This window comes from Brevibacillus brevis, assembly GCF_031583145.1.
GTDB lineage: Bacteria > Bacillota > Bacilli > Brevibacillales > Brevibacillaceae > Brevibacillus > Brevibacillus brevis_E.
This window is the reverse complement of sequence record NZ_CP134050.1, coordinates 3,810,974-3,833,615: the sequence shown is the minus strand read 5'-3', so window position 1 is coordinate 3,833,615 and position 22,642 is coordinate 3,810,974. Positions and strand designations below refer to the sequence as shown.

Here is a 22,642-nt window from a genome sequence, read left to right as displayed (position 1 = left end):
CCAATCTTACATAGCAGACCCGGCGGCAGAGGTGCCGACCGGGTTTTTTGTTCGTTTGCCGCGCCCGTTGGGTGCAAAAAGCGTATCAGCGCCAAGTTTTCTAAGCGCTCAGGAGGACATATTCCGCACCTGACTCATATACTACAAGTAACGGAGAAAAAGTGGGTGAGGGAGAATGGTGAAAATCTCTGACTTCCAGACCAAAGAAGTAGTGAACATTTTGGACGGGAAGCGGCTTGGCCAAATATCCGATCTGGAAATCGACTTGCGCCACGGCCGTGTGGAAGCGATCGTCGTACCGGGACCGGGAAAGTTCCTGGGCTTTTTCTCATCCGGAAACGATTTTGTGATTCCGTGGCGAAATATTGTGAAAATCGGGAAAGACGTGGTGCTCGTGCGCGTGGAAGAAGCGCTGAAGGTCGATGCGCGGACATCTGGGACGGAGGATTACCGGGACTGAGGAAGGAAAGGCGATCGGTCGCCTTTTTTTTCTTTTCGGCTATGGTATGATAAGCCATATGAGGAAGGTGACAACATGGGAGAACCGTTTGTAATGGCAAAGGAGAAGCCACTGTTACACTTGTGGGAATGGGAAGAGCGCTTTCCCGGCCTGGTAGCGGGGTTTACGATTCGCACGGGTGGGGTAAGTGAACAACCGTACGGATCTTTGAATATGGGCTTGCATGTGGGCGACGACCCGGCACACGTCGTGGCCAATCGGCAATTGCTGGCGCAGCAGCTGGAGCTGCCCTTCGAGTCGTGGACGTGCGCGGATCAGGTGCACGGGACACAGGTATGCCAGGTGATGGCAGGTGGAGCAGGCAGGGAGAGTCTTGAAAACGTCATTCAAGCGACAGACGGTCTGTACACAGACCAAGAGGGCGTTTTGCTGGCTTCTTTTTACGCGGATTGTGTTCCTCTCTTTTTCCTGGATCCGGCCTCGGGAGCAATCGGGCTGGCGCATGCCGGCTGGAAAGGCACCGTAGGCCGTATTGCCGAGGAAATGGTGCACGCGCTTGAGAAGCAGTTTCAGGCGAAGAAAGAGGAGCTCCTGGTGGCGATCGGGCCTTCCATCGGCGGCTGCTGCTATGAGGTAGACGAGCGAATCGTGGCTCACGTGCGTGTCAGCGCAAAGCGCTGGGAAGATGCCGTACAGCCCTCGAAAAACGGGCGATATATGCTCGATCTGCGGACGCTCAATACGCGGATATTGCTGGAGGCAGGCATTTCCGAAACGAACATTCTGGCTACTGGCTGGTGTACGAGCTGTCGGACCGATTTGTTTTTTTCTCACCGGAAAGAAGCGGCTGCAGCAGGTACAACCGGACGGATGGCTTCCTTTATCGCATGGAAAAACAAGAAGGGAGAAGGTAGCGTCTCATGAGTATGGATAAAGAACGTTTGCAAGAGAGAATGCAGGAGATCGAAGCGAGAATCCAGGCGGCGTGCCAAAGGGCGGGTCGCAAGCGCGAAGAGGTAAAGATCATCGCGGTGACCAAATACGTGGATGCTGACGCGATCGGCGTGCTTCTCGACGCCGGCATTGAACATATCGGGGAAAACCGTGTCCAGGACGCCTTGCCCAAGCATGCGCAGCACGGGGACCGCGGCACGTGGCACTTCATCGGCCATTTGCAGACGAACAAAGCAAAAGAAGTCGTAGGACGTTTTCCGTACATCCATTCCCTGGATCGTCTGTCGCTTGCCGAAGAGCTGAACAAGAGGGGAGAAGCGTTGAATCAGGTCGTTTCTTGTTTCTTGCAGCTGAATATTTCCGGAGAAGAGACAAAATTTGGGCTTAGTCCCAATGATGTATTGGCTTTTTTACGCGAAACCAGTAATATGAAACATATAAAGATCGTAGGATTAATGACAATGGCGCCTGTTGTCGAAAATGTGGAGGAAGCTCGTCCTGTTTTCCGCGGCCTTCATGAATGGAAAGAGCGCATCAATGAGTGGGCGTTTCCCCATGCGCACGTGGAGGAGCTATCCATGGGCATGTCGAGCGACTTTGAAGTGGCGATTGAAGAAGGAGCTACATATATCCGACTGGGATCCGTACTGGTCAAGCCATGACCCGGAAAACCGGTCAATCGAGGCGACGCAAGAGAGGAGGAGAAAAGGATGGGTGTAATGAACAAGCTGATGGGGTTCTTGGGGTTGGAAAACGAAGAATACATCGAAGAGACAGTGGAAGAGGAACACGAGGAACAGGACTCCTCCGCCAGACGGCAGCCTGCCACGAGAGCAAGCAATGTGGTGCCGTTTCAAGCACGGGAAAAGGAGGGGATTCGTTTGATCCTCTGCGAACCCCGTCATTACAGCGATGCCCAAGACATAGCGGACAACCTTCGCCATCGGAGACCTGTCGTGGTGAATTTGCATCGCGTGGAAAAAGATCAGGCCAAACGGATTATCGACTTTTTGAGCGGGACCGTATACGCCCTAAACGGAGATATCCAAAAAGTGGGGGACACCATTTTTGTTTGCACGCCTGATCACGTGGACATTCAGGGTACGATTTCCAGCGTAATGGAAGAGTAAGGACACAACGGACAAAAAGGGTGAGGGAATGGGTTACCTGTTTACGGTACTGGATTTTGCGTTTACCGTTTATCAATTCATGATCATCGCGTACATACTGATGTCGTGGGTGCCGCAAATGCGGGACACGGGGATCGGCCAGCTCCTGGAAAGACTCGTGGAGCCGTATTTGGCACCGTTTCGCCGGATCATTCCGACGCTCGGCTTTATCGACATCTCGCCGATCGTCGCACTCATCGTGCTGCGTTTGGCCTATAGCGGGCTAATTTCCATCCTGTATAAACTGATGTAGGCGTGTGAATGTGTATGAGCGTATTCGATCATTTTGGAAAAGAAGAACGTCCCTTTGCAGAACGGGCGCTGGAAATGCTTTCGCTGGTAGAGCGGAAGCAGGCCATGCGCCTTACTGATTTTCTGGATCCGAGGCAGTTGGCGATCGTCCAAAGCCTGTCCTCACAAGTGCAGGATGTTACCGTATCGGCAAGCGGGGGCTACGAGGGCGCCGAGCGTGTTCGCGCCATTCTGCATCCGGATTACATGGGCGTGGAGCCGGACGATTACCGGCTGGCCTTGCTGCGTATCCAGGCGGATCAACGGTTTCACGTGCTGGAGCACCGCGACGTGATGGGAGCGCTGCTGAATGCCGGGCTCAAGCGTGACAAATTCGGCGATATGCTGACGGATGAAAGCGCCTCTTACGCCATCGTGGCGGAGGAAGTGGCCGATTTTGTCTGCAGCCAGGTGACGCAGATTCACCGCACCTCGGTCCAGTTCGAACGAATCGGCTGGGAGGCATTTTCCCCGCCGGCTCCCCGTTTCGCGGAAAAGACGATCACCGTGCCTTCGCCGCGGCTGGATGCCGTCATCGGGGAGGTGCACCATTTGTCGCGGGCGAAAGCATTGGTCCCGATCCGCGGGGGAAAGGTAAAAGTAAACTGGAGAGTAACCGAGGATCCCTCCTGTCAGCTGCAGTCGGGCGATATGGTGTCGATGGCGGGGTTTGGCCGGTTCAAAGTGCTGGAAGTATCGGGGCCGACCCGAAGCGGCAGGCTTCGCATGATCGTCGGACTGGTCACCTAAGATGGGGAAGGGCTCAAAAATTTGCAAAATCCGGCAGGAAATGCAGCTCGACCTGTCGAAATCGTAGACAATGATTATCGGGAAAAGTGGGGGGTTCATGTGTCTTTAACGCCGTTGGATATACACAATAAAGAATTCAGTACTGGCTTTCGCGGATACAACATTGACGAAGTAAATGAATTTCTGGATCAGGTGATTAAAGATTTTGAACTCCTGATTAAGGAAAAGAAAGAAATGGAAGAGCGCATCGCCATTTTGAACGAGCGCGTGGATCATTATAAGAGCCTGGAAGAAAACCTTAGCAAATCCATTCTGGTGGCACAGGAGACGGCAGAGGACGTCAAGTCCAACGCCCGCAAGGAAGCGCAGCTCATCCTGAAGGAAGCCGAGAAAAATGCCGACAGGATCGTCAACGAGGCGTTGGCGAAGTCCCGCAAGATCGCCATCGAAATCGAAGAGCTGAAAAAGCGGGCTTCGGTGTATCGCATGCGCTTTCGTACGCTTCTGGAAGCCCAGCTGGAAATGCTGGAAAACGGCGCTTGGGACGATATCGAGCAAGCAGATTCCGCTGTCGCCGTTGAATAAAACATTGACGTTCGGTTGAAGATGGTACTATAATGAAAAACAACTTTTTCTAATGAAATAGGTCAAACAGACGATGATCGGGACGAGTATGTGAGCGAGCACTGTTTCTAGAGAGTCGGGGTTAGGTGGGAGCCCGGCCAGTCGCACTTACAGAATATCACCCGGGAGTTCAATAGCCGAAATCTTGCCTGGATGTCAAGCCGGCGAGGGAGTAAGTGAGCGCGTCATTCCCGTTACGAATGAGTCAAGTGGAACGTTTTTTGCTTTGGGCCAGCAGGCCGAGGCAGACGTTCAATCTGGGTGGTACCACGGGAGCCTTCTCTCGTCCCAATCGGGATGAGCGAAGGCTTTTATATTTTTCTAGGAGTGAGTGTAGCCATGGATTTCAGCAAAACGCTATCGCTGCCAAAAACCGATTTTCCGATGCGCGGCAACTTGCCGAGCCGCGAGCCGGACATGCAGGCGGCTTGGGAAGAGATGGACATTTACAAACTTGTCCAGGAACGTACGGCGGGGCGTCCGTCTTTTGTTCTGCATGACGGCCCTCCTTATGCAAACGGGGACATTCACATCGGTCACGCGCTGAACAAAATTTTGAAGGACTTCATCGTACGCTACAAGTCGATGGCGGGCTTCTGTGCACCGTACATCCCGGGTTGGGATACGCACGGGCTTCCCATCGAGCAGGCGATTGTCAACGCTCAGGGGCTGGACCGCCGCAGCATCGAGGTCAACGACTTCCGCAAGCGCTGTGAGGAGTATGCGTGGTCGTACATCAACAAGCAGCGCGACCAATTCAAGCGGCTGGGCATCCGCGGCGACTGGGAAAACCCGTATGTGACGCTGCTGCCTGAATACGAAGCGAACCAGATTCGCGTATTCGGGGAGATGGCGAAGAAAGGATACATCTACAAAGGACTTCGCTGCGTGTACTGGTCGCCGTCTTCGGAAACCGCTCTGGCCGACGCGGAAATCGAGTACAAGGACAAGCGCTCTCCTTCCATCTACGTGAGCTTCCAGGTGGTAGACGGCAAAGGCAGACTGGACCATGAAACCGGGGTCGTCATCTGGACCACCACGCCGTGGACCATTCCGGCCAACCTGGCGATCACGCTGCATCCGGAGCTCGAGTACAGCGTCATCAAAGCCGATGGACGAAAATTCCTCGTCGCCAGCGGACTGATCGAAAGCGCCAGCAAGGAGATCGGCTGGGAGAGTGTGGAAGTGCTGTCCACACACAAAGGCGCGGACCTGGAAGGCGTAGTGACCCAGCATCCGTTCTACGATCGTCCATCGCCGCTCATTTTGGGCGAGCACGTCACGCTGGACGCGGGTACCGGCTGTGTCCATACGGCTCCTGGCCACGGGGAAGACGACTTCAACGTCGGACAGAAATACAATCTCGGCGTGCTGTGTCCGGTCGACCATGAAGGGAAAATGACCAGCGAGGCTCCCGGCTTTGAGGGCCTGTTCTACGAAGATGCGAACAAAGTCATCACCGAGAAGCTGCAAGAAAAAGGCGCCCTGCTCAAGCTCAGCTTCCTGACTCACTCGTATCCGCACGACTGGCGGACGAAAAAGCCGGTCATCTACCGTGCAACCGAGCAATGGTTTGCATCCATCGACGGCTTCCGCGAGCAAATGCTCGAAGCGATCAAAAATGTGAAATGGATCCCGCACTGGGGCGAGACTCGTCTGGCCAACATGATCGCGGACCGCGGCGACTGGTGCATCTCCCGTCAACGTGTATGGGGAGTGCCGATCCCGATCTTCTACTGCAAATCGTGCAACGAGCCGATCATCAACGACACGACGATCAACCACATCGCCGAGCTGTTCCGCAAAGAAGGCTCCTCCGTCTGGTTTGCCCGCGAGGCAAACGAGCTCGTGCCGGAAGGGCTGTCTTGCTCCAAATGCAGCTGCACAGACTTCCGTAAAGAGACGGACATCATGGACGTGTGGTTCGACTCCGGTTCCAGCCATGTAGCCGTCCTGAGAGAGCGCGGCATCAGCTGGCCGGCCGATATGTATCTGGAAGGCTCCGACCAGTACCGCGGCTGGTTCAACTCTTCGCTGTCGACCAGCGTCGCTGTGTTTGGCACTGCTCCCTACAAGAGCGTGCTGAGCCACGGTTTTACCCTGGACGGGGAAGGGCGCAAGATGTCCAAGTCGCTCGGCAACACGATCGTGCCGCTGGATGTCATCAATAAACTGGGCGCAGACATTTTGCGCCTGTGGGTAGCATCTGTCGACTATCAAGCCGACCAGCGCATCTCGGACGCGATCCTCAGCCAGATCGCGGAAGTGTATCGGAAAATCCGCAATACATTCCGCTTCCTCCTGGGCAACCTGGATGGTTTCGATCCTGCTACAGACCGCGTGGCGTACGAACAGCTGGGTGAGCTCGATCGTTACGTGCTCGCGAAAGCGGCGAAAATGGTGAAACGCGTGCGCAAGGCGTACGATGAATACCAGTTCCATACGGTATTCCATTCTGTGCACAACTTCTGCGTCATCGACCTGTCCGCGTTTTATCTGGACATTTGCAAAGACCGCCTGTACGTGGAAGCTCCGAACAGTCTCAAACGCCGTGCAGCGCAAACTGTCATGTACGATTGCCTCCTGAATCTCGTCAAGCTCGTGGCGCCGCTGCTGCCGCATACGGCTGACGAAGTGTGGGGCTTCATTCCTGGGGTGACGGAGAAGAGCGTCCAGCTCACCGATATGCCGGAAGCGTCCGAACAGCATCTGGGCTTCTCTTCCGAGGAAGAAAGCAAATGGGATGCCTTCCTTGCCGTTCGCGACGAGGTGCTCAAAGCGATGGAAGAAGCGCGTCGCAAAAAGGTGTTCGGGAACTCCGTGGACGCCAAGCTCGACCTCTATCCGCAAACGGAGGAAGTCGCGAAGACACTTGCTGCCATGGACGATTTGGCAGACCTGTTCATCGTGGCGGACGTCGAGCTGCATCCGCAAGGAACGGCGGCACCAGCGGAGGCTGCCGCTCTGGAAGGCATTTCTGCAGTGGTCTCGGCCGCTGCCGGCGTCAAGTGCGAGCGCTGCCGCGTCGTCAAGCTCGACGTAGGCTCTCGTCCGTCCTTGCCGACCATCTGCGGACGCTGCGCGGATATCGTGGAAAAGCATTACGCACATGTAACGGAATAGGAACAAACGAGCGAAGCCTGTCATCTCTTGGTAGATGGCAGGCTTTTTTGTCTGGGCAGCCTGTCTTTCCACGTGAAGCAGCCAACTCATGGTCAGGTTAATTCGGCGAGAGCAAGACATACTAGCTGGTGAGGAAACCAAACGAAGGGTGGTGTCCGACGTGGACCAAGATATGCTGGCACGTTTTCGGGTGAAGCTGCTCGAGCAGAAGAAAGAGCTGGAAGATCGCGTGCAGGATCATTACGGCATGAGAGAACCGATGACGACCTCCCTGCAGGAGTTTTCCATGTATGATAACCATCCCGCCGACATCGGCAGTGAAATGTTCGAGCGGGAGAAAGATTTGGCGCTGGACAGTCTGGACAGAGAGACGCTGAAGGAAATCGATCAGGCGTTGACCCGCATGGACGAAGGGACGTATGGCACCTGTACCGTCTGTGGAGGGGCGATTCCTGAAGAGCGGCTGGAGGCGTTGCCCCAAGCGCAGACCTGCAGGGAGCACGCACCCGCCCCGATGATCAACGATTCCCGTCCGATCGAGGAGGAGTTTTTGCAGCCGCCCTTTGGCCGTACGTCCTTGGATGAGAAAGAAGGCCAGAACGGGTTTGACGGAGAAGACGCGTGGCAAATCGTCGAGGCGTGGGGTACCTCCAGTACACCGTTTTCTTTTTTGGACAACGACAAGACCGATTACAAGGAAATGTATATGGAAAGCGATGAACCAGACGGTTTTGTCGAGGCGGTGGAAGAAATCGGGTATACGGGAATTGACGGTTATCACGGGCCAGACAGCGTCCAATTCATGCGCAGCGGCACGTACGAAGAATACATGCGCAAGGGCGAGGGAAAAGGCAACTTCCTGAATTACGACGACTATGAAGAAGAACGGGCCGAGCGGGAAGGGCGCAATGATTTGCTGTAACGAAGGGGAGACATGCGAGACATGCGAATCGAACGCGTAGAAACCTACCCGCTGCTCTACCGTCTCCCTCAGGCTTACGGCGATGCGAACGGCTACAAGCGCTACCGCACTTCTTATTTGATCCGGATTCTGACCCGGTCCGGCATCGATGGGTGGGGGGAAGTCATCGATTGGCTGCCGACTCTGGACAAAGGCTTTCGAGAGCGAATCATCCCGTATCTGCTGGGCAAGCAGGCAACGGACAGACTTTCCATCGTGGATGTCATCGGCAAATGGCATCAGCGCTCGGCTGCGGGGGTAAGCATGGCGCTGACAGAAATCGCGGCCAAGCATGCGGGACTGTCCGTATGCGAGCTGTGGGGAGGTAAGTTCCACCAGCAAATCCCTGTATACGCCTCTTTCCAATCATACCGGGAGCAGGAGGATTGGGCGGAGCAGTCCATCCGACAAGTAACCGAACACGTCGAGCAAGGACACAAACGGGTCAAGGTAAAAATCGGGGGACGTTCGGTTCGCGAAGACCAGGAGCATATTGAGAAACTGCTGAAAACCTTGCCCGCTGACGTACTGGTGGCAGTCGATGCCAATCAGAGCTACGATTTGTCCCACTCCCGTCTCTGGGAGCGCCTCTTCTCCCGTTATCCCAACTGGATGTGGCTGGAAGAGCCGATGCCGATGGACCGGACGGATGAGTACGTCAAGCTGCGGGCATCCATCTCGGTACCGCTGGCCGGGGGAGAAAATCTGGTTCGCTGCGCTCAATTCTTGCCGTTGTACCAGAAAGGAGCCCTTGATGTCGCCCAGCCGGATTTGCAGCATACCGAAGGGTTGGATGCATATCGGACACACTTGGAAATGGCACGTCAGTTCGGCTATCGGGTGTCTCCGCACTCATTTGACGGCAGCTTGGCACGGCTATACACCCTGTTTGCCCAGGCCTGTTTGCCTGCATGGTCGAAAATGGACGCGGATCCGATCGAGCCGGTAGAGTGGGACGCGATGGAAAATCCCTTTTCCCGGGTGTTCCCGCTAATGCCCGCAAACGGGAAGGTCCGCATTCCCGACGGGCCGGGAATCGGCATGGAGCCGGACTGGGAACTGATTAATGCAATGCGCTGGGATGGCAGCGCTTATGCGTGAAAGAAGGAGTGGCGTATGGCGCAGAATGCAAAAAACCTGATTGGTCTAACGGGGATTCCTCTCGTCATGGTACTGGGGAACTCGATGCTGATTCCCGTCTTGCCGACCATGAAAGCGAAAATGGATCTGACCTCGCTGCAGACCAGCCTTTTGATTACCGCTTTTTCCATTGCCGCAGGCATTGTCATCCCGTTTGCAGGGTATTTGTCCGACCGATTCGGCAGGAAGATCGTGATCATTCTTTCCCTCGCGTTGTACGGAGTCGGCGGACTTGTGGCAGGCCTGGCCGCCTTATGGTGGGACAAGCCGTATGGAATCATCATGATCGGCCGGGTCCTGCAAGGGATAGGGGCAGCCGGTACGGCACCGATCGCGATGGCGCTGGTTGGCGATCTGTTCGATGGCGCATCGGAGAGCAAGGCGCTGGGGCTGATGGAGACATCCAACGGACTGGGGAAGGTGCTAAGCCCGATTTTCGGCTCTCTCTTGGCCTTGATCTCTTGGTACATGGTGTTCCTGGCATTTCCGATCATTTGCGGAGCCATTCTGCTGTTGTTCCTGTTTTTGACGAAAGAGAAAAAGCAGGAAAAACAGCCGGTTCCTGTGAAGCAGTACTTGCATTCCATTGGACAAGTGTTCAAGCAGCATGGAAAATGGCTGATTCCCGCCTTTTTCATCGGGAGCATCTGTCTGTTTACGTTGTTCGGCGTGCTGTTCTATCTGTCGGATTTGCTGGAAGAAAAGTACAAGATCGACGGAGTCATCAAAGGCGGCTTCTTGGCGATTCCGCTCCTCGTGATGAGCATCGCCGCCTACCTGACAGGGCTGATCATCAAAAAAAAGCTGACACTTATGCGCTTGTTTGTCATCGTGGGCATGTTCCTGCTCTCGGCATCGTACGTCCTCGCCAGCTTCGTTCAGGGTGCGTACGCGCTGATCGGCATTCTCGTCATCGGAAGCCTGGGGACGGGGATGATCCTGCCTTGCCTGAACAGCATGATTGTCGGTGCCGTGCAAAAAGCGGAACGGGGGATGATCACCTCCTTGTACAGCGGTGTCCGCTTTATCGGCGTGGCAATCGGTCCCCCCATTTTCACCTGGCTGTTGGGCATATCCCGAAACGTCATGTTCTGGTCGATAGCCGGCTTGTCCCTCGTTTTCGGTGTGGTGGCGATCTTCCTCTTGAAGCCCAAACAAGCCCAGCAGCAGGGGCAAGCTGCGGGGCAACAGGACCAGGCGACGAAAGAGACGAAAGCGTGGCGGCAAGTATCCGAGCTGCTGGGAATCGAACCGCAGACGCCCGATGAGAAAAGAAAAGAGGCGGCAGTCGAGAAATACGGCTTTGATCCAGACGATCTGATCAAACAGCTGTTGTCGGGGAAGAAAGAGAAAGGAAAAAGCTAACAGGCTCTCCCAGGTCCTTCCGCCATACAACGGGAAGGATCAGGGGGCGCCTGTTTCATCGTTTCACCCAAGCTGGGAGTATGGATGCGATCTGACCTTTGCGAGAGCAAGCGGATAGACGTCGTCGTAAAGAAGACGGCTGAACGCCGGATTCCCTTTTACGTGAAGGGGAATATCATCGAATACAACCGTGCCCGCTACGTCGCTCCCGGTCGGAGTGTCGGCGTATTGCAAGGCGCGAGCTACATAAATATCTTTGCACATGGAGCCGTCGATCGTATACTGTCCGATTCGCTCGATTCCATCCAAAATGGCTCCGGTCTCCTCGTACGCTTCCCGGACAGCCGCCGCCAGACTGCTCTCGCCCGGTTCGATCTTTCCGCCCGGAAGTTCGATGCCGCGAGTGCGGTGCCGGGTAAACAACAGTTTGCCTTTGCAAAATGCGAAGACGAGGACGTGGCGGGCTTCATGGCGGGCGTATTCTGCTGGGTCAAAAGTCAGTTTGACGGGCAAGCCGAAATCATCTTGAAAGGCATGCATGACCTGTTTCTCCTTTGTCGGGTGTAGAACGTCTATGGCTGCTGAATTTGAAGCGAGATGTGCTTGACGGCTTTCATCGCCTGGCCGACCGCCAAGGAGAGGCTGGCGTAGGGAGCGCCATTGCAAACGTCGCCTAGCGCATAGATCCAGGGGGAGCCTGCTCGCTGGAATCCGTCTGTCTGCAGGTAGCTGTCCCCGAAGGTACCGAGCATTGGAAAGGCGTCGCTGTTGCCATGCACCCCGATGCGGGGCAAAATCCAATCGACAGTGATCTCGGACGGGGAGTCGGGACGGCCAGCCTGCAGCATGAGCGCAATTTTGCCCGATCGAGCCTCGTATGCGGCGATTTCCGTCTCCCACCAAATGCTCAGGTTTGGCAAGGCTTCAGCGCGGCTCTTCCATTGGGAGCGGGCGCGAAGCTGGTTCTTGCGGACAAGCAGATGCACATGGCTGGCATACTTGCTCAGGTTGACTGCGCTCTCCAGCGCTCTGTCTCCCCCGCCGACGACAGCGATTTCCTGTCCCGTCACACGGGCTGCCTGCGCCGTGGTGGAAAAAGAGGTGGGCAAGACACAAGGGCATCCGTCCAAGGCAGGGATATGGTTCGGGCTCACTCCGGTCGCGATAATCAAATAGTCGGCCCGATAGCTTGTTTTGGTGGTCGTGATGATTCGCTCGTGCGGATCAATGGCAACGACGGCTTCCTCCAAGCGGGGGTCAAGTCTGTGGATGGCGGGGTGGTGCAATAGCTCATCCAACAGCTCGGACCCTTGCGAATAGACTCGGGGAGGGAAGTCCCACAGTTCATTGTGAATATGCAGCAATTGCCCGCCGAGACGATCCGCTTTTTCTACGAGAAGACAGGATAATCCCAATCGTTGGCACCAAATAGCCGCGGACAGTCCTCCGATGCCACCGCCCGCGATCAGCACCTGTACGTGTTCCACTCACAGTCCCCCCGATTCCCGTTTTCTTTCTGATACATTCCTTAGTGTTAGACTACCTGTTTCCTGAGCACAGCGCAAGAACGCCCGCCTGAATTCCCCTGCCTGTCCGTCGCAATAACCGGGAGAATGTGGTAAAATGGGACATGATTTTCCAGAATGGTACCATTCTTTTGAACTTGATGGAGAAATCCGACGAAAAAAGGAGTTGACCCATGTGCCCGCAATGATGGAAAAACCGCAAGCTCCTTTTGGGCCGGCGAACAAAAAGAAACGGCGAAGCCGCCGAAACAAAGCGTGGTACATTTTGCTCGCGAGCTGCCTTCTGCTCTGTCTCTTGGCAGTCGGAGTAGGCTTCGCTCTCAGCAGAGTGGACGATACATTGAATATGGTAACCGACGATCCGTACAAGCTCCCCGATCAGCCGAAAGCGGAACCGCCTTATGAAGAAAAAAAGTCGCTTTCGTTTGTGATCGTGGGCCTGGACACTCGTAAAAATATCGGTATGCTGAATACCGACGTTCTTGTAGTGGCAGTCGCCAATCCGGTGACGCACAAGCTGACGATGGTCTCCCTGCCGCGGGATACGCGCGTGCAGATCCCGGGATACCCGGGCTATCACAAAATCAATGAAGTGTTCGCCTTGGGGGAAGAAATCAAGAAGCGCGCGGAGAGCAAGGGACAGCCCGTGACGGAAAACGGGATGACACTGCTGAAAAAAACGCTCGAGCACATGCTGGGCGTATCGGTCGGCCATTACGTCCAGCTCGATTTCGAAGGTTTCACGGCAGTGATCGACAAGCTCGGCGGCGTACAAGTGGAGGTAGACAAGGACCTGGTCTACGAACTGCCGCAGGAAGGCGTGTACCGCAGCTTGAAAAAAGGGACGCAGGTGCTGAACGGCGAGCAGGCGCTGGGCTTTGTCCGTCACCGTCTGGACAGGCGGGGATCCGCGTACAATTCGAGCGACTTCGATCGCAACAGACGCCAGCAGCAGGTCATCAAGGCGGTGGCGGACAAAGTCGCTTCCATCGATGGAATCACGAAACTCACCTCCGTGCTGGAGACTGTCGGCCAGCACATCCGAACGGATTTGTCCAAGGAACAGATCAAAGGTTTGGCGATGGACTTCGGTACCGTTTCGTCGCAAAATATGGTCTCGCTCGACAACGGTGCCGTCTGGAGTTCCCCCTATTCGCTCTGGCCGCGTGACAAAATGGAGGCGGTGCGCACGACTCTCCAAACGGAGCTCGGGACGGATGCCGCTGCCGGGCAAGGGTTGAGCGACGCGGCGATCTATGAGGTAGCGCAGGCGGAAATGAAGACGCGACCGAAGCCGGCGGCAAAACAGCAGGAGCCGACGCGGACGAAAGAACAGTCCAAGCCGAAGCAACCCGCGAAAGAAACAGCGGCTCCCAGCCCAGGCAAGCAGCCGTCCGAATCTCCGGAAAATCCGCCGGACACTACGCCACAGTCCACCGACCCGAGCAATGGTCAAGCAGGTCAGGAGCCGCTTCCTGATGCGTCTGACATGCCTCCGCCCGACATCCTGGCTCCACCGGCTCCCGTGGAGAATCTCGGCAACGGGTAAGGATTTGTCGCACCTTTACTGGGCAGACGTACATATACTGCAGGAGAGAATGACACTGCAATGGATTCCTTAGGCAAGCAGAAAGGGGGAGCCAGGGCGTGAGAAACTTGCAGGAGACGATGAAGCAGCTGCAAAAAGCTTCCGAGAGTCTGTCCAAGCTGAGCTTTGATCAGGAGCACCCGTGGAAGGCATTGAGCCAGATGAACCAACTCCTCGACTCGAATTTTTGGGAAAACCTGATGAGTCTGACGGGTCATTCCGCAGTGCAGGCGACAACCGGCGCCAGTGAAGCGGTACCCACGGTGCACAAGGCGAAAAATCAGGCGAAAACGATGCCGCATGCCATTCTGCAGAGCGATCCGGATTCGTTTCCTGTCACAGATATTTACCAGACAGAGCACATGGTGATTGTCTGCTGCGAACTGCCCGGTTTTGACCGTGACAGCTTGGAGGTCACCCTGACGGAACAACGGACGCTGGAGTTGAAAGGGAAGATCCGGGAGCATCCGAAATCCCGCTTCTGCATTCACCGGGAGCGGTCGCACGGGACATTCTCCAGGCAGATCGAGCTTCCTGTCACGGTCAGCTCCAAAGGAATGAAGGCGCAGTACCAGGATGGCCTATTGGAGTTGTATTTGCCGCGGGAAGGCGAGCCGAACGAAAGAAGGACGACATTTCGGGCGAGTTTGTAGGGGAGCGAAGGCTCCTCTTGTTTTTTGCCTGGCTGGCCGCTTGTCCGACTTCCAGACAAAAGCAGTGTTAATGCTTCCATTAACACTGCTTTACACATTGCCTACGAGTGGCTGATCCACAACGCTCGGATCCAGCGTGTTCGTCGCACTGGGACCGTTTACGGTATTGACAAGGTTCCCCGTATTGCTGCCGCCCGAGCCGGAAAATGTTTTGGTCGCGCTTTTTGGAGATATGTTGAGCGTGTCTCCAAAATTGACCGTTCCCGAGTTGGTGTTGATATTGACTGCGCCTACGATTGAAGGCAACGATATCTCCTCCCTCCACATTCGCCACCCTTCGCCTAGCGCTTGTCACGCAAGAGGTGCCGAATATTTTTGACGCGTGTCTCCATTTCTATGCAATCGCCCGATCCGATGTGAATGACCGCCGACGCGGCAGCGAAGGAGACGTTCACTTTGTCGACTCGGATGGCGGGAGTTTCATGAAACGTACTCATACACAAGCACTCCTGGTCCTCAGGCAGGGGGAGGGGTTCGAAAAAGGCGGAATAGTCCTTGAACTGGAACTCTTTTTCAAAAAAGATCGCCCTTTCGCGCTGGACGGCAAGGATGTAGGCGATGGCATCGACGGTTTCGGAATCCCCGATTTGCAGGACCGACGAAGCGTCTATTGATAAATTGGTCAGCGTATGAACATAGGTCGTTCTGCTCGGCATGGGTGACGAACTCCTTTTTCATGTGGGGGTCGGGAAGCCGTAAGGGCGGTGCAGTGTCTGCAGCGAATCAGCCTTTCCCAAAAGGGTGCCGTCATGGTGTGGGCTCAGGTGCTTCCCGCGGCTGTTCCACGCCGACGATCAGCTTTTCCGGTGGTGTCTCGTTGATGGTGGCGAGAACGACCGATCTGCTGTCCCCGATAAAAAGGGAGGCGGCTGAAGCGAGGTTGATGATGTTGACCTTGCCTACGTGCAGTTCCCCATTGATCACATGGAAAATCAAGTCAGTCTACTCCTCGCGGTAAATTTTTGACAAACGTTTCGCATGTCCGCTCGATGTCCCGCTTCACTTTCTCCACGGTATTGTGGCACAAAGCATCCAATTGCTCGGGCTCCCAATCTTCGGCCTGGGACTGGTTCAAATAATGGCGAATGCGCGGATCGATTTGCTTCTTGATATCATCTATGATGAAGGCCCGGTACGTATCGTCCAGCGGATAGTCCTCCGCTTCTTCGATCCGCTTCAGCACGTCGTACGCCTCGTGCCCCAGGAAGTCGTGAATTTCTTTTTGCACGCGGCTGAAGGCCGGGGTATCGCCATTTCGGGAGGACGGTTGTGTGCCTCCTTCGGTCCTTGGAGGGACGGAAACCTCTCCCATGCCGCCCTCGGCACCGTTTGGATTGAGCCCGATGTTCAAGGTTCCTTCCAAGCGTTCGACCTTCAACAAATCAAACTTGTACTCATGCTTGATCACAGGCGCCGGTGCCTGCTTTTCTTTCAGCTCATCCACATCCTGCTTCAGCTTTTCAATCAGTGTTCTCATCGCTTCCATATGCTGGTTTTGCACGTGCAAATATTCATGCAGCTGGTGTAAGTACTGCATCATTTCCGGACTCATGTACATACAGACCATCCTTACGTAACGTATAGGAACGGGCAAGCAAAAACGCCTACCGTTCCGGAGCGTGAACAAGGCTTCTCGATTGAGATTTTCTGAGACCTAACGTGGCTCGACCAACGGTACAAGAGGAACGAACATGTCGGACCTTTCCGGTACCAATGGTTCTTCCGGCACCAATCGGGCTTCCGGAGCTGGTGCGGTGAATCCGCCGGTGTTGTACAGCTGGGCGAGCGGCTTGATCATGCCTGCGCTCCCGATTTGACACACCGACGAGTTGGTCAGGCCATCAATTTTCAAGTTATGGATGACGATCTTTTGATGAATGAAAAAGTTCATGCCTAATCCCGTCCCTTGGTCGAAGACTCGCGCAAATCCTCGACAAATGCAGGCCAATCATCGTCTTTTGTATCGTTTACATAGATGACGCTGCGCGGAATCTTGAAGTTCAGAGTCGTACCCGAATTGAAGGATCCTCCGCCAGCGAAGGTTTTCGTGTAGCTCACGGGATTGATCTTTCGGACATCTCCCACGTTGAAGACGCCCGTCATGCTGTTCACGTTGATGACTCCGACGACTGCTGGCATCCCATCTTCACCCTTCCGGAGAAACCCTTTTTGTATTGTATGTCGGCGGGCACTGGGTGTTCATCCTGTTTTTCGCCACCTCTTGGGGGCTGCGGGCATAGGATGAACCAGTCAGCCCATGCTGGCGAGAAGCGAATAACGGAAAAGGGGATCGACCGCAATGGAACTGAAAATGACCGTGAACAACAAAAAACTGGAGATAGGGGAAATAGGCGTAGACGGTGTTTCCCAATCCTCCGTCGTCCTGATTGGCGATACGGAAGAAATCTGCAGTTCGACAGTGTTTGATACACCCGCCGACTCATTGCTTATCGGAAAGGAGGTGCCGATTCGGCGCAAGATCGACTAGAGAGGGCTATTCACGTATTTTTCCTGATAGTGGGCCAGGGCGAGCAGGGGCCAAATCCAGCGGTAGCTGTGATAAGCGAAATAGACGCCGCCCGGACGACCGCCGCCCGTCGGATAGGCGGTCGTCCAATCTTCCGTGAAAGCGGACGACAGCAGGTAGGCGATGCCGCGTTCAACGGCCGGCGGGGGCTCGGGAAAGACGGAGACGAGCGCGTCGACCGCCCATGCGGTCTGGGAGGGGGTGCTGGCCCCCAGAGCGACGTACTTTTGCCGCTCGTCACTCAGGCACGATTCTCCCCATCCGCCATCCGCATTTTGCATGCGAAGCAGCCAGTTCACAGCCTTTTGGACGGACGGGCTGTCAGCGGGAAAGCCTGTTGCCATGAGACCGGTGAGAGCAGCCCAGGTGCCGTAAAGGAATGCAATGCCCCACCTTCCGTACCAGGAGCCGTCAGGGCGCTGATTGTCAAGCAGCCAGCGAGTTGCCTTCCGGATCGGGGGGGCGGATTGGCGCAAGCCCGCATATTTTCCGAGAAACTCCAATGCGCGGCCTGTCAGATCGGCTGAAGAAGGATCGGTGCTGATGGTGTCCGCGCCTTCGATGGGCAGCTGGCGGATAATCGGAGAATCCGTGTTTTTCTCGAAGGCGGGCCACCCGCCATCGACGTTCTGCATGGACAATAGCCAGGCGATGCCCCGTTTCCTGGCTTCTGCTGCGAGCGGGTCGGTCAGGGCCTGCAGCTGGATGGCCCGAAGCGCGGCAGTGGTGTCATCGGTATCCGGGTTCATCGTGTTTTGGTCCGAAAATCCCCAGCCTCCGGGTGCCCCTCCCGGATTGCGGACCGTCCAGTCGCCTCTGGTAGTCTGTTGTTTGCCCAGCAAGTAACGGTTTGCACGCTGGATGGCCGGATGGGAAGGGGCCATGCCGGACGCTTGCAAGGAACCCGCGAGCAGCGCCGTGTCCCATACGGCCGAGGTGGCAAGCTGAAGGTGTGCCCCCTCGGGTGTCTGATAGACGGCAGCCTTCAATCCCTGAATGGCACGTACGATACGGGGATGCTGCGGGGGATAGCCTTGCGCCAGCAAGGCGAAGATCATCAGATAGGTGGAGGTCGAGTAGGTGTACAGAGTGCCGTCCGCTTCGATGCGCTTCAGCATGTAGTTTTCCAGGCGGCGCAAAGCCACTTCCCGCAGCTGGCGGGGGAGAAACGGAAGACGCTTCACATAGTCGTGGATCGACCCGAGGAAGCCTTGGGCGTCTTGGAAGAACCGCTCCACCAGGCGGTGCGGGTACACACCGGGAGAAATCGGGGGAGTGGCAAACAGATCGGACAAATCCGGTACCGCAGAAGTTGGGTGGACGTACTTGCGGTCGGCCAGTATCATCATCGGCGCGAGATGGACGCGGGCGTATCCGACAAAATCGTAAAAGCTGAGGGGAAAAGCAGGGGGAAGCAGGGCGAGCTCGACGGGCACGAGAAAATGCCGAGGCCACTGGTATTGGCCGGTCACAGAAGCGGTGATCTTGGTCAGCAGGCCGGCACGGGTCAGCCCGCCATGAGCCCGGATAAACGCCCGCGCCTCTGCCATCCGCGGGTTGTTTTTGGCGTACCGCCCGGAAAACAGCAAGGCGTAGTAGGAATCTACTGTAGCCGTAAGATTGCCGATTGGCTCGTCTGCGTACAGCTTCCAGGAGCCGTCCGGCAGTTGGCGGCTGGCGATTCGCCGCGCGAGGCCGTCCACCAATTCCTCATCATGAATCCCGAGTGTGCGCAGTAGGATGATCATATGGGTATCCGTCAAGGTGCCGCTTTCCAGACAAAATCGCCAGGACCCGTCCGCTTCCTGCTTCTGCACGAGGAACTGCTGCATGCGACGGATCGTCGGCCGTACGTCGATCATTCCATACACCTCCAAAAGGTACTGACTACGCGAGAGAGGAGGGAGCCACATGGGGGTATCCTGGCTGATGGATCCGCCACTTCGCTCCCTTGCCAGAGAATTGAAGCAGACCGCGGCGAGAGAGAGGGCAGTGGAGCTCTCAGCCACAGAGATCGAGCTCGTGGAGAGGATTAGGGCAAAGACGGTGGAGCACAACGGGGACAACGTCGAAAGAACCCGTGCATATCTGGACTACTTCCGGCAGCACACCGAAATCCATTGGGCGCTGCTCGCTCATCTCGTATCCAGGAATGCGGGCTGGAGCATGACGGATTTGCGGGGGGAGCTGCTTACCCGTCTGTTGTCCGAAAGAGTGCAGGAACATTACTTTCATTTTCTCGAGAGGGCCAACTGGCTGATTTTTCATGACGCCTACCCTCAATTGCTACTGTATGAGGAAAGCGTGAAGCGACAGACCAACCTTTTTCACCTGCTCCCCCACTTTCACGTGTCGGTGTTTATGCAAGCGGCCTGGAACCGTTTCTGGTCGGAGCAGGACCGCGAGCTCTTGGCTGTTTGTCTCATCGTCAACGAGCAGCGCCACCTGGAGGAGCAGGTCATGCAGGACGAGAGCTACCGCAAGACGGTGCTCGATACGTTGCCTTTTGCCATGCAGGAGCTGCTTTCGCTCAACCAGATCCTGTTTCCGTATCGGGGCGACGGCCGGCGTTTGCACCTGGCGGGAGAGACGGTTTCGCACTTCGCTTCGGCAACGGAGCGAATCGCACTGGGGAAACGGCTGTACGCTCTGCTGTTTCGCGATTCGAAGCTGCTGGAGGAGGTGCTCGGCTGGGCATTGAAGCAGCCTCATACCGGATCGCGGAAAGACTTTTGGCCGCAAATTTTCCACGATATTCACGAGGGTGTCCCCGGACAGCCGTACCGGAAGAAACTGGCGGGATGCCAGCTCGTGCCAGGAGGGACACGCATTTTTTCCCCCGCGCTCTCGCAGGCTTGGAAGCGCGTCGCGCAGGAGCCCCCGGCACAGCTCGACTGGTATCGCGGCCTCGATGTTCTGCCGCTCTTGCGCATCAGAGAGCAGCCCGCGAGCCGTGATGTGCAGGAGGCATACTGCAAGACCCTCGACAAAATCGAGCTGGCTGTCATCGCGCGCGGCGCGATTTTCGGATCGCGGCAGTCCTGAGGAAAGGATTCCCTCTTCTTTCGCAGCCGGTTATAGTAAAATAGGGAAGGGAACGAACGTTTCGTATCCCGCCAATCGAAGCAATACTTGCAATAGATAGGGAGAAGGAAATCTATGAAAGTCGTCATCGCGGAAAAACCGGACCAGGCGATGAAGCTGGCCAGTCCGTTTCCACATAAAAAACAGCAAGGCTATCTCGAGGTTCGCCCGAATCGGCTGTTTCCGAATGGAGCTTTTTTTACCTGGGCAGTCGGCCACATTTGCGAGCTTGTTCCCCCGGAGGCATACAACCCTGCGTGGAAAAAATGGTCGCTGCAAACGCTGCCGCTCATTCCGCCGACGTTTCGCCATCAGGTGATGCGCTCCAAGGCGAAACAGTTCGGGATCATCAAGCAACTGCTCAGGCGCTCGGACGTTAAAGAAATCATCCACGCAGGCGACGCCGGGCGAGAAGGGGAACTGATTATCCGGACCATCGTGGAGCAGAGCGGGGTCCACAAGCCAATGAAGCGTCTGTGGATCTCGTCGCTGACGGAGAAGGCCGTGACGGCAGGCTTCGAGTCTCTGCTTGACGAGGCCGAGACCCGAAATCTCTATTACGAGGCGTACAGCCGCTCCTGCGCCGACTGGCTCGTCGGGATGAACGCCTCGCGCGTCTACACGCTTTTGCTGAAACAGAAAGGGATCAGCGATGTCTTTTCGGCGGGAAGGGTACAAACTCCGACACTCGCGCTTGTCGTCAAGCGGGAAAAAGAGATCGCGGCATTTAAGCCCGAGCCGTTTTGGGAGGTCAAGGCGACCTTCGAGGTGGATAAGAAGCGCTATGAAGGAGTCTGGCACAAGGATGGGGAGTCGCGGCTGAACGACCCGGCAATGGCGGAGAAAATCGCTGCGTTTTGCAAAGACAAGCCTGCACAGGTGCACCAAGTAGAAACGGAGCGGAAGGAGTTTTTGCCCCCGTATTTGTTCAATCTGTCCTCCCTGCAGGCGACGGCCAACAAGATGTTCAAATTTTCACCGCAAAAGACGCTGGAAATTGCGCAAAAGCTGTACGTAAAAGGGCTCTTGTCCTATCCGCGATCGGATTCCTCGTTCGTCACGCCGGAAGAAGCGAAGACGTTTCCCGAGATTTTGGCCAAGCTGTCCCGGCAGCCGGATTACCAGGCCTATTTTCCGACGCCCAAAGCTTCGATTTCGCAAGATCGCCGGTACGTCAACCAAAAGAAAGTGACGGACCATTACGCGATCATCCCGACGGAGCAGGTGCCCAACATCGCAAAGCTGGAGGAGAGCGAGCGGAAAATCTACGACCTCGTGGCCAGACGGCTCATTGCCGCGCATGGCGAGAGCGCCTTGTTCGACTACACGACAGTGACCACGCTCGTCGATGGCCGGGCTGTTTTTCTCAGCAAAGGAAAGGTGCAGATCCGGGCGGGCTGGCGGGACGTGCTGTTTGACGAAGACAAGGACGACAAGGAGTCCATTCTTCCTCCGCTGTCCGAGGGCGATACCGGAAAAGTGCGCAAAGTGGAGGCGAAGGAAAGCAAGACGCAGCCGCCCAAGCGTTACACGGAGGGGCAGCTGATCACGCTGATGAAGACGGCCGGCAAGCATTTGGACAACCAGGAACTGGAAAAGGTGCTGATGAAGACGGAAGGCCTCGGCACGGAAGCGACCCGGGCGGGAATCATCGGCATGCTCAAGGATCGCAAGTACATCGAGGTGCGCAAAAACCAGGTGTTCGCGACGCAAAAAGGCATGCTCCTGATCGATGTCATCGGCGACAAGATTCTCGCGTCGCCGGAGATGACGGCTCGCTGGGAGCAAAGGCTGGGCGAGATTGGACAAGGGGAGGCGTCCGCGCAGGCGTTTATGGAGCAAGTGCGAAAGCTGTCCCAGAAGATCGTCGAGGATGCCGTCGAGCAGTCGCGCGAATGGAAACTGGAAAGCTATGATGTCGACTCCATGCCCAAACAAAAGTCGAAATTCACGCTCGGTGCCAAAGTGGCGGTCTGCAAGGCTTGTGGAGGCGATCTGGTCGACAAGGGAGACTTCTACGGCTGTTCCAACTACAAGAAGGGCCAGTGCAGCGTAACGGTGTCCAAGACGATCCTCGGCAAAAAAATATCGGCAGCCATGGTCAAGAAGGTCATGGAGACGGGCAAAAGCAATCTGATCAAAGGGTTTCAAAAGGGCAAAGAAAAATTCGACGCCTATCTCGTGTGGGAGGAGCAGGAAAAAAAGGCAAAGGTGCACCGCGACTGACAAGGGGTGGGCACTGTGCCAGGGATTTTTTGAAACCGAAGGCACGATGTTGAAACTTACTTGAATAAGTAACGTAGATACATGTATAGAGTGGTCGGCTGGCAAGCACAGTCGGACCATCCAGCTCACGTATCCAAGGAG

Annotated in this window: 25 protein-coding genes and 1 other annotated feature; of the genes, 16 read left to right on the top strand and 9 right to left on the bottom strand. The window is 55.8% G+C overall.

What is annotated here, in order from left to right; translation table 11 throughout:
* The first annotated feature begins 175 nt into the window (after positions 1-175).
* The 11 genes from RGB73_RS19005 to RGB73_RS18955 all read left to right on the top strand — a co-directional run bounded on the left by RGB73_RS19005 (position 176) and on the right by RGB73_RS18955 (position 10,837).
* Positions 176-460: a YlmC/YmxH family sporulation protein gene (locus tag RGB73_RS19005; protein ID WP_310764327.1), complete on the top strand. Its 285-nt coding sequence runs from the start codon at positions 176-178 to the stop codon at positions 458-460.
* Positions 461-535: 75 nt separating this feature from the next.
* Positions 536-1,384, top strand: a complete 849-nt coding sequence (pgeF, locus tag RGB73_RS19000) for a peptidoglycan editing factor PgeF (protein ID WP_310764326.1) — start codon at positions 536-538, stop codon at positions 1,382-1,384.
* Positions 1,381-2,076, top strand: a complete 696-nt coding sequence (locus RGB73_RS18995) for a YggS family pyridoxal phosphate-dependent enzyme (RefSeq protein ID WP_310764325.1) — start codon at positions 1,381-1,383, stop codon at positions 2,074-2,076. The genes pgeF and RGB73_RS18995 overlap by 4 nt, the downstream gene beginning before the upstream one ends.
* A 48-nt stretch (positions 2,077-2,124) precedes the next feature.
* Complete coding sequence (locus RGB73_RS18990) at positions 2,125-2,544, top strand: cell division protein SepF (RefSeq protein ID WP_310764324.1); 420 nt, start codon at positions 2,125-2,127, stop codon at positions 2,542-2,544.
* 28 nt (positions 2,545-2,572) lie between these two features.
* Positions 2,573-2,836 (top strand): YggT family protein, encoded by a 264-nt coding sequence (locus RGB73_RS18985; protein WP_310764323.1) that lies wholly within the window; start codon positions 2,573-2,575, stop codon positions 2,834-2,836.
* Positions 2,837-2,850: 14 nt separating this feature from the next.
* Complete coding sequence (locus RGB73_RS18980) at positions 2,851-3,624, top strand: YlmH family RNA-binding protein (RefSeq protein ID WP_310764322.1); 774 nt, start codon at positions 2,851-2,853, stop codon at positions 3,622-3,624.
* A gap of 99 nt (positions 3,625-3,723) precedes the next feature.
* Positions 3,724-4,209 (top strand): DivIVA domain-containing protein, encoded by a 486-nt coding sequence (locus RGB73_RS18975; RefSeq protein ID WP_310764321.1) that lies wholly within the window; start codon positions 3,724-3,726, stop codon positions 4,207-4,209.
* Positions 4,210-4,273: 64 nt separating this feature from the next.
* Positions 4,274-4,542: a binding site (T-box leader), on the top strand.
* Between the two features lie 45 nt (positions 4,543-4,587).
* Entirely contained in the window at positions 4,588-7,371 is a 2,784-nt protein-coding gene (gene ileS, locus RGB73_RS18970; protein ID WP_310764320.1) for an isoleucine--tRNA ligase, read from the top strand.
* A 160-nt stretch (positions 7,372-7,531) separates the two neighbouring features.
* A complete protein-coding gene (locus tag RGB73_RS18965) occupies positions 7,532-8,293 on the top strand; it encodes a TraR/DksA C4-type zinc finger protein (protein WP_310764319.1) in 762 nt (253 codons plus the stop codon).
* Between the two features lie 21 nt (positions 8,294-8,314).
* Positions 8,315-9,433 carry a mandelate racemase/muconate lactonizing enzyme family protein gene (locus tag RGB73_RS18960; RefSeq protein ID WP_310764318.1) on the top strand — a complete coding sequence of 373 codons (1,119 nt, stop codon included), beginning with the start codon at positions 8,315-8,317 and terminating at the stop codon, positions 9,431-9,433.
* Positions 9,434-9,448: 15 nt separating this feature from the next.
* Entirely contained in the window at positions 9,449-10,837 is a 1,389-nt protein-coding gene (locus RGB73_RS18955; protein ID WP_310764317.1) for an MFS transporter, read from the top strand.
* Between the two features lie 63 nt (positions 10,838-10,900).
* On the opposite strand, the gene RGB73_RS18950 is transcribed toward RGB73_RS18955, so the two are convergent.
* Together RGB73_RS18950 and RGB73_RS18945 are read right to left on the bottom strand one after the other, a co-directional pair.
* The gene (locus tag RGB73_RS18950; RefSeq protein WP_310764316.1) at positions 10,901-11,377 is read right to left on the bottom strand and encodes an NUDIX domain-containing protein; all 477 of its coding nucleotides are present in this window, start codon (positions 11,375-11,377) and stop codon (positions 10,901-10,903) included.
* A 32-nt stretch (positions 11,378-11,409) separates the two neighbouring features.
* Positions 11,410-12,324, bottom strand: a complete 915-nt coding sequence (locus tag RGB73_RS18945) for an NAD(P)/FAD-dependent oxidoreductase (RefSeq protein WP_310764315.1) — start codon at positions 12,322-12,324, stop codon at positions 11,410-11,412.
* Positions 12,325-12,547: 223 nt separating this feature from the next.
* Between RGB73_RS18945 and RGB73_RS18940 the strand changes: the two genes are divergently transcribed.
* Positions 12,548-13,912 (top strand): LCP family protein, encoded by a 1,365-nt coding sequence (locus tag RGB73_RS18940; RefSeq protein ID WP_310774431.1) that lies wholly within the window; start codon positions 12,548-12,550, stop codon positions 13,910-13,912.
* 98 nt (positions 13,913-14,010) lie between these two features.
* Positions 14,011-14,604, top strand: a complete 594-nt coding sequence (locus tag RGB73_RS18935; protein ID WP_310764314.1) for an Hsp20/alpha crystallin family protein — start codon at positions 14,011-14,013, stop codon at positions 14,602-14,604.
* Positions 14,605-14,694: 90 nt separating this feature from the next.
* Here the strand turns inward: RGB73_RS18935 and RGB73_RS18930 are convergent, their stop codons facing one another.
* From RGB73_RS18930 to RGB73_RS18905, 6 genes are all read right to left on the bottom strand, one after another.
* Complete coding sequence (locus tag RGB73_RS18930; RefSeq protein WP_310764313.1) at positions 14,695-14,910, bottom strand: spore germination protein; 216 nt, start codon at positions 14,908-14,910, stop codon at positions 14,695-14,697.
* 35 nt (positions 14,911-14,945) lie between these two features.
* Positions 14,946-15,320, bottom strand: a complete 375-nt coding sequence (locus RGB73_RS18925; protein ID WP_310764312.1) for a spore germination protein GerPE — start codon at positions 15,318-15,320, stop codon at positions 14,946-14,948.
* Between the two features lie 91 nt (positions 15,321-15,411).
* A complete protein-coding gene (locus tag RGB73_RS18920; protein ID WP_310764311.1) occupies positions 15,412-15,600 on the bottom strand; it encodes a spore gernimation protein in 189 nt (62 codons plus the stop codon).
* Position 15,601: 1 nt separating this feature from the next.
* Positions 15,602-16,222, bottom strand: a complete 621-nt coding sequence (gene gerPC, locus RGB73_RS18915) for a spore germination protein GerPC (RefSeq protein WP_310764310.1) — start codon at positions 16,220-16,222, stop codon at positions 15,602-15,604.
* Between the two features lie 96 nt (positions 16,223-16,318).
* Entirely contained in the window at positions 16,319-16,555 is a 237-nt protein-coding gene (locus RGB73_RS18910) for a spore germination protein GerPB (protein ID WP_310764309.1), read from the bottom strand.
* Between the two features lie 2 nt (positions 16,556-16,557).
* Positions 16,558-16,803 carry a spore germination protein gene (locus RGB73_RS18905; protein WP_310764308.1) on the bottom strand — a complete coding sequence of 82 codons (246 nt, stop codon included), beginning with the start codon at positions 16,801-16,803 and terminating at the stop codon, positions 16,558-16,560.
* A gap of 160 nt (positions 16,804-16,963) precedes the next feature.
* Here RGB73_RS18905 and RGB73_RS18900 point away from each other — a divergent pair, with 160 nt between their 5' ends.
* Complete coding sequence (locus RGB73_RS18900) at positions 16,964-17,152, top strand: hypothetical protein (RefSeq protein ID WP_396136117.1); 189 nt, start codon at positions 16,964-16,966, stop codon at positions 17,150-17,152.
* Here RGB73_RS18900 and shc read toward each other — a convergent pair.
* On the bottom strand, positions 17,149-19,053 hold the full coding sequence (gene shc, locus RGB73_RS18895) for a squalene--hopene cyclase (protein ID WP_310764307.1): 1,905 nt from the start codon (positions 19,051-19,053) through the stop codon (positions 17,149-17,151). The two genes, RGB73_RS18900 and shc, sit on opposite strands and share 4 nt — an antisense overlap.
* 49 nt (positions 19,054-19,102) lie before the next feature.
* On the opposite strand from shc, the gene RGB73_RS18890 reads away from it, so the two are divergent.
* Together RGB73_RS18890 and RGB73_RS18885 are read left to right on the top strand one after the other, a co-directional pair.
* Positions 19,103-20,236, top strand: a complete 1,134-nt coding sequence (locus RGB73_RS18890) for a DUF2515 domain-containing protein (RefSeq protein ID WP_310764306.1) — start codon at positions 19,103-19,105, stop codon at positions 20,234-20,236.
* 114 nt (positions 20,237-20,350) lie between these two features.
* Positions 20,351-22,501 (top strand): DNA topoisomerase III, encoded by a 2,151-nt coding sequence (locus RGB73_RS18885; RefSeq protein ID WP_310764305.1) that lies wholly within the window; start codon positions 20,351-20,353, stop codon positions 22,499-22,501.
* The last annotated feature ends 141 nt before the right edge of the window (positions 22,502-22,642 follow it).

Excerpts from the sequence above, each read along its gene's own strand:
- RGB73_RS18905 (WP_310764308.1), bottom strand. The coding sequence starts at position 16,803 with ATGCCAGCAGTCGTCGGAGTCATCAACGTGAACAGCATGACGGGCGTC.
- RGB73_RS18890 (WP_310764306.1), top strand. The coding sequence starts at position 19,103 with ATGGGGGTATCCTGGCTGATGGATCCGCCACTTCGCTCCCTTGCCAGA.
- RGB73_RS18925 (WP_310764312.1), bottom strand. The coding sequence starts at position 15,320 with ATGCCGAGCAGAACGACCTATGTTCATACGCTGACCAATTTATCAATA.
- RGB73_RS18990 (WP_310764324.1), top strand. The coding sequence starts at position 2,125 with ATGGGTGTAATGAACAAGCTGATGGGGTTCTTGGGGTTGGAAAACGAA.
- RGB73_RS19005 (WP_310764327.1), top strand. The coding sequence starts at position 176 with ATGGTGAAAATCTCTGACTTCCAGACCAAAGAAGTAGTGAACATTTTG.
- RGB73_RS18950 (WP_310764316.1), bottom strand. The coding sequence starts at position 11,377 with ATGCATGCCTTTCAAGATGATTTCGGCTTGCCCGTCAAACTGACTTTT.
- RGB73_RS18910 (WP_310764309.1), bottom strand. The coding sequence starts at position 16,555 with ATGAACTTTTTCATTCATCAAAAGATCGTCATCCATAACTTGAAAATT.
- RGB73_RS18900 (WP_396136117.1), top strand. The coding sequence starts at position 16,964 with ATGGAACTGAAAATGACCGTGAACAACAAAAAACTGGAGATAGGGGAA.
- RGB73_RS18985 (WP_310764323.1), top strand. The coding sequence starts at position 2,573 with ATGGGTTACCTGTTTACGGTACTGGATTTTGCGTTTACCGTTTATCAA.
- pgeF (WP_310764326.1), top strand. The coding sequence starts at position 536 with ATGGGAGAACCGTTTGTAATGGCAAAGGAGAAGCCACTGTTACACTTG.
- RGB73_RS18940 (WP_310774431.1), top strand. The coding sequence starts at position 12,548 with ATGATGGAAAAACCGCAAGCTCCTTTTGGGCCGGCGAACAAAAAGAAA.
- RGB73_RS18955 (WP_310764317.1), top strand. The coding sequence starts at position 9,449 with ATGGCGCAGAATGCAAAAAACCTGATTGGTCTAACGGGGATTCCTCTC.
- RGB73_RS18885 (WP_310764305.1), top strand. The coding sequence starts at position 20,351 with ATGAAAGTCGTCATCGCGGAAAAACCGGACCAGGCGATGAAGCTGGCC.
- RGB73_RS18995 (WP_310764325.1), top strand. The coding sequence starts at position 1,381 with ATGAGTATGGATAAAGAACGTTTGCAAGAGAGAATGCAGGAGATCGAA.
- gerPC (WP_310764310.1), bottom strand. The coding sequence starts at position 16,222 with ATGTACATGAGTCCGGAAATGATGCAGTACTTACACCAGCTGCATGAA.
- RGB73_RS18960 (WP_310764318.1), top strand. The coding sequence starts at position 8,315 with ATGCGAATCGAACGCGTAGAAACCTACCCGCTGCTCTACCGTCTCCCT.
- ileS (WP_310764320.1), top strand. The coding sequence starts at position 4,588 with ATGGATTTCAGCAAAACGCTATCGCTGCCAAAAACCGATTTTCCGATG.
- shc (WP_310764307.1), bottom strand. The coding sequence starts at position 19,053 with ATGATCGACGTACGGCCGACGATCCGTCGCATGCAGCAGTTCCTCGTG.
- RGB73_RS18980 (WP_310764322.1), top strand. The coding sequence starts at position 2,851 with ATGAGCGTATTCGATCATTTTGGAAAAGAAGAACGTCCCTTTGCAGAA.